This is a genomic window from Streptomyces sp. WAC06614, from assembly GCF_003949795.1.
In the GTDB taxonomy this organism is placed as follows: Bacteria; Actinomycetota; Actinomycetes; order Streptomycetales; family Streptomycetaceae; genus Streptomyces.
The window spans coordinates 1-4,581 of the sequence record NZ_RPRY01000452.1; the positions used below are offsets into that span (position 1 = coordinate 1).

The window sequence follows — 4,581 nt, forward strand, 5'->3', positions numbered from 1 at the left end:
GCCCGGGGCGGCGGGCGGTACGGGGCGGCGGGCGGTGCGGTCAGTCGAGGTAGCCGCGGAGCTGGTCGGCGAAGGCGTGGTCGCGCAGCTTGTTGAGGGTCTTGGACTCGATCTGGCGGATCCGTTCGCGGGTCACCCCGAAGATCCGGCCGATCTCCTCCAGGGTGCGGGGGCGTCCGTCGTCGAGGCCGTAGCGCAGCTGGACCACCTTGCGCTCGCGCTCGCCGAGCGTGGACAGGACGGCCTCCAGGTGCTCGCGGAGCAGGAAGAAGGCGGCGGACTCCACGGGCGAGGTGGCGTCCCCGTCCTCGATCAGGTCACCGAGCGCGACGTCGTCCTCCTCGCCGACCGGCGCGTGCAGGGAGACCGGCTCCTGGGCCAGCCGCAGCACCTCGCTGACGCGCTCGGGCGTCAGTTCCAGGTGGTGGGCGACCTCCTCGGCGGTGGGCTCGTAGCCGCGCTCCTGGAGCATGCGGCGCTGCACCCGGACGACCCGGTTGATCAGTTCGACCACGTGGACGGGGACGCGGATGGTGCGGGCCTGGTCGGCCAGGGCGCGGGACATGGCCTGGCGGATCCACCAGGTGGCGTAGGTGGAGAACTTGTAGCCGCGGGCGTAGTCGAACTTCTCGACGGCGCGGATGAGTCCGAGGTTCCCCTCCTGGACGAGGTCCAGCATGGTCAGACCGCGGCCGACGTAGCGCTTGGCCACGGAGACCACCAGCCGCAGGTTGGCCTCGATCAGCCGGCGCTTGGCCATCCGGCCCATGACGACCAGCTTGTCGAGGTCGAGGGCGAGCCGGGTGTCGAGAGCCGAGGCGGTGCCGAGCTTCTCCTCGGCGAACAGCCCTGCTTCCACCCGCCGGGCCAGCTCCACCTCCTCCGCCGCGGTGAGCAGCGGGATCCTGCCTATCTCGCGCAGGTACTGGCGGAACAGGTCGGCGGAGGGGCCCCCTCCGCCGCCGCCGTCCGTGCTCCGCCGCTGATCCCGTACCCGCTCGACGAGCTCCGGCGGCTCGGGGTCGTCGTCCACCGCCTCGGTCTCCGCGTCGGCGTCGGCGTCGGACACCGGCCCGGCCCCGGCCTCGGCCTCGGGGGTGGGCGCGAGCTCGTCGGCGGTTTGGCTCAGGGTCAGGGTCTGGGTCTGCACGGGGGCGACCTCCAGGGCTGGAGAGGACTCGAGCACCGCAACTCAGTGTGGGGCACGGCACATCGCCGCCACGAGGGGCGTGCGAGGACTTTTTGAGTCCGGTGCGTGACCGGATGGTTACCCGCCGGACGGGGGTGCGATGCGCCTCGTACGCATGTACGGCCCGCGGATCAGTCCTCGACGGGCTCCAGCCGGACCGCGCAGACCTTGAACTCCGGCATCCGGGAGACCGGGTCGAGGGCGGGGTTCGTCAACGAGTTGGCCCGGCCCTCGCCCGGCCAGTGGAAGGGCATGAAGACGGTGTCGGCGCGGATGGTGTCGGTGATCCGGGCCGGGGCGACGGCCCGGCCGCGCCGGGAGACCACGGCCAGCGGCCGGCCCTCCACGGCGCCCACCCGGGCGGCGAGCCGCGGGTGGAGCTCCACGAAGGCACCGGGGGCAGCGGCGTTGAGTTCGTCGACCCGGCGGGTCTGGGCGCCGGACTGGTACTGGGCGACGACCCGGCCGGTGGTGAGCAGCACCGGGTACTGCGCGTCGGGGAGTTCGGCGGCGTCGCGGTGGGCGACCGGGACGAAGCGGGCCCGGCCGTCGTCGGTGGCGAACCGGTCCAGGAACAGCCGCGGGGTCCCCTGCTCCCCCTCCGAACAGGGCCAGAAGACGCCGTCCTCGGCGGCGATGCGGCGGTAGGTGATGCCGGAGTAGTCGGCCGGGCCGCCGGCGGAGGCGCGGCGCAGTTCCTCGAACACCTCCTCCGGGTCGATGGGGAAGCCCTTGTCCACGCCGAGCCGGCCGGCGAGGGCGTGCAGCACCTCCAGGTCGGTGCGCACGCCGGGGGGCGGGGTCAGGGCGCGACGACGCAGCAGGACCCTGCCCTCCAGGTTGGTGGTGGTGCCGGTCTCCTCGGCCCACTGGGTGACGGGCAGCACCACGTCGGCGAGGGCGGCGGTCTCGGAGAGCACGACGTCGGCGACGGCGAGGAAGTCCAGGGACCGGATCCGGTCCTCGACGTGGGCGGCGCGCGGGGCGGAGACCACGGGGTTGGAGCCCATGAGCAGCAGGGCCCGGACGTCGGTGCCCAGGGCGTCGAGGAGTTCGTAGGCGCTGCGGCCGGGGCCGGGCAGGCTGTCGGGGTCGACCCCCCAGACGGCGGCCACATGGGCGCGGGCGGCGGGGTCGGTGAGCTTGCGGTAGCCGGGCAGCTGGTCGGCCTTCTGGCCGTGCTCGCGCCCGCCCTGGCCGTTGCCCTGGCCGGTCAGGCAGCCGTAGCCGGACAGGGGTCGGCCGGCCCGGCCGGTGGCCAGGCACAGGTTGATCCAGGCGCCGACGGTGTCGGTGCCCTTGGACTGCTGCTCGGGGCCGCGGGCGGTGAGCACCATGGCGGACCTGGGCGCGCAGAACATGCGGACCGCCTCGCGCAGTGCCGGCACGGGCACGCCGGTGATCCGCTCCACCAGCTCCGGCCAGTGGGCCATGGCGGCGGCCCGGGCCTCGGCCCAGCCGGTGGTGCGGGCGGCGATGAACTCCTCGTCGGTGCGGCCGTCGGCGACCACCAGGTGCAGCAGGCCGAGGGCCAGCGCCAGGTCGGTGCCGGGGCGGGGGGCCAGGTGCAGGTCGGCCTGCTCGGCGGTACGGGTGCGGCGCGGGTCGACGACGATCAGCGTGCCGCCGTTGGCCTTGAGCTCGGTGAGGTGACGCAGCGCCGGGGGCATGGTCTCGGCGAGGTTGGAGCCGACGAGGATCACACAGCCGGTGCGCGGGACGTCCTCCAGCGGGAACGGCAGCCCGCGGTCCAGGCCGAACGCCCGCTGGTGGGCGGCGGCGGCCGAGGACATGCAGAACCGGCCGTTGTAGTCGATCTGCGAGGTACCGAGCACGACCCGGGCGAACTTGCCCAGGCCGTACGCCTTCTCGTTGGTCAGGCCGCCGCCCCCGAACACCCCGACCGCGTCGGCCCCGTGGTCGCGCCGGGTGCGGGCGAGGCCCGCGGCGACGGCGTCGAGGGCCTCCTCCCAGGTGGCCGGCTCCAGCCGCCCGGCGCGGGATCGGATCAGCGGTCCGGTCAGGCGCACCCGGGAGGACAGCACCGCGGGAGCGGTACGGCCCTTGCCGCACAGGGCCCCGCGGTTGACGGGGAACCCGGTGCGCTCCTCCACCTCCACGCCGTGGCCCCCGGCGGTGGGACGCAGGTTCATCCCGCATTGCAGGGCGCAGTAGGGGCAGTGCGTGGCGGTGGTGTGCATGCCTGCCAGCCTGCGGCGACGGTGTTACGCCCGCCGCCCCGGCGCGTTACGGAAGCACGAGCACGTCCTCCCCGCCGCGGCCGGGCGCCGGTGAGGTCAGCCGCCCGTGAGGGTGCGGACGGTGGGGCCGGCCGTCCAGCCGCCGTCCACCGCCAGCTCGGCCCCGGTCATGTAGCCGGCGGCGTCGGAGAGCAGGAACGCGACCGCGGCGGCGATCTCCTCGGGGACCCCGACCCGGCCCATGGGGGCGCCGGGGAAGTTGCCCTCGCCGGGCTGGATGCCGACCGGCGCGGTCATGGGGGTCAGGGTCATGCCGGGGTGCACGGAGTTCACCCGGATCCGCGCCTCGGCCAGCTCCACCGCGCCGATCTTCGACAGGCCGCGCACGCCCCACTTGGAGGCGCCGTAGCCGGCGGTCAGCGGGAGTCCGGTCAGGCCGGCCGCGGAGGAGATGTTCACGATGGAACCGCCTCCGGCGGCCCGCAGGAACGGGACGGCCGTCCTGATCCCGATGAACACCCCGACCAGGTTGATCTCCACGACCCGGCGGAAGTGCTCGACGCTCTCGCGCTCCAGCAGCTCGCCGGTGGCGATGCCGGCGTTGTTGACCAGCCCGTCGATCCGGCCGAAGGTGGCCGCGGCGTGGTCCAGGGCGGCCTGCCAGTCGGCCTCACTGGTCACGTCGTGCCGCAGGAACCGCGCGGACCCGCCCAGCTCGTCGGCCGTCCGTGCCCCCTCCTCCTCCAGCACGTCGGTGATCAGCACCTTGCCGCCACCGTCGACCACGGCCTGCGCCGCGGCCGCGCCGAGTCCTCGGGCCCCTCCGGTGATGACGACGACCTTGCCGCTCAGATCCACTACAGCCACGCTGACACCTCAGGAGCTCTGCCGGACACGGGACATGACGGCCCGGCGGCTCGCGCGCCCCGGCGATATGACGGTCAGCCATATGACGGTTCGGCATATATGCCGAGCGGCGTCAGTGTGCCAGAGCGGTCAGCGCCCGCGACACCCCGTCCTCCTTCGGCCCGAGGAAGTGCGGCTCCGGCCGGAACGTGGCGTCCAGCGCCGCCTTGCCCGCCGCGAACACCTCGCGGACCCCGCCGTAGTACCAGGTCGCGTCGTGCTCGTCGGTGACCCCCACGCCGTAGGCGTCGATGCCCGCGGACCCGCACAGCGCGACCGCCCGGC

The 4,581-nt window shown here is 74.2% G+C and carries 3 protein-coding genes and 1 pseudogene; all 4 read right to left on the minus strand.

Translation table 11 applies throughout. The features are described from left to right. Positions 1-40: 40 nt before the first annotated feature. A complete protein-coding gene (locus EF918_RS32940; protein ID WP_125652569.1) occupies positions 41-1,186 on the minus strand; it encodes an RNA polymerase sigma factor in 1,146 nt (381 codons plus the stop codon). Positions 1,187-1,320: 134 nt separating this feature from the next. Then, positions 1,321-3,390, minus strand: coding sequence for a molybdopterin oxidoreductase family protein (locus EF918_RS32945; RefSeq protein ID WP_125652570.1), 2,070 nt, complete (start codon positions 3,388-3,390; stop codon positions 1,321-1,323). Positions 3,391-3,486: 96 nt separating this feature from the next. Beyond that, positions 3,487-4,257, minus strand: a complete 771-nt coding sequence (locus EF918_RS32950; RefSeq protein ID WP_125652571.1) for a glucose 1-dehydrogenase — start codon at positions 4,255-4,257, stop codon at positions 3,487-3,489. 112 nt (positions 4,258-4,369) lie between these two features. Next, positions 4,370-4,581, minus strand: a pseudogene (locus EF918_RS32955) (hypothetical protein); the annotation flags it as partial.

Excerpts from the sequence above, each read along its gene's own strand:
- EF918_RS32945 (WP_125652570.1), bottom strand. The coding sequence starts at position 3,390 with ATGCACACCACCGCCACGCACTGCCCCTACTGCGCCCTGCAATGCGGG.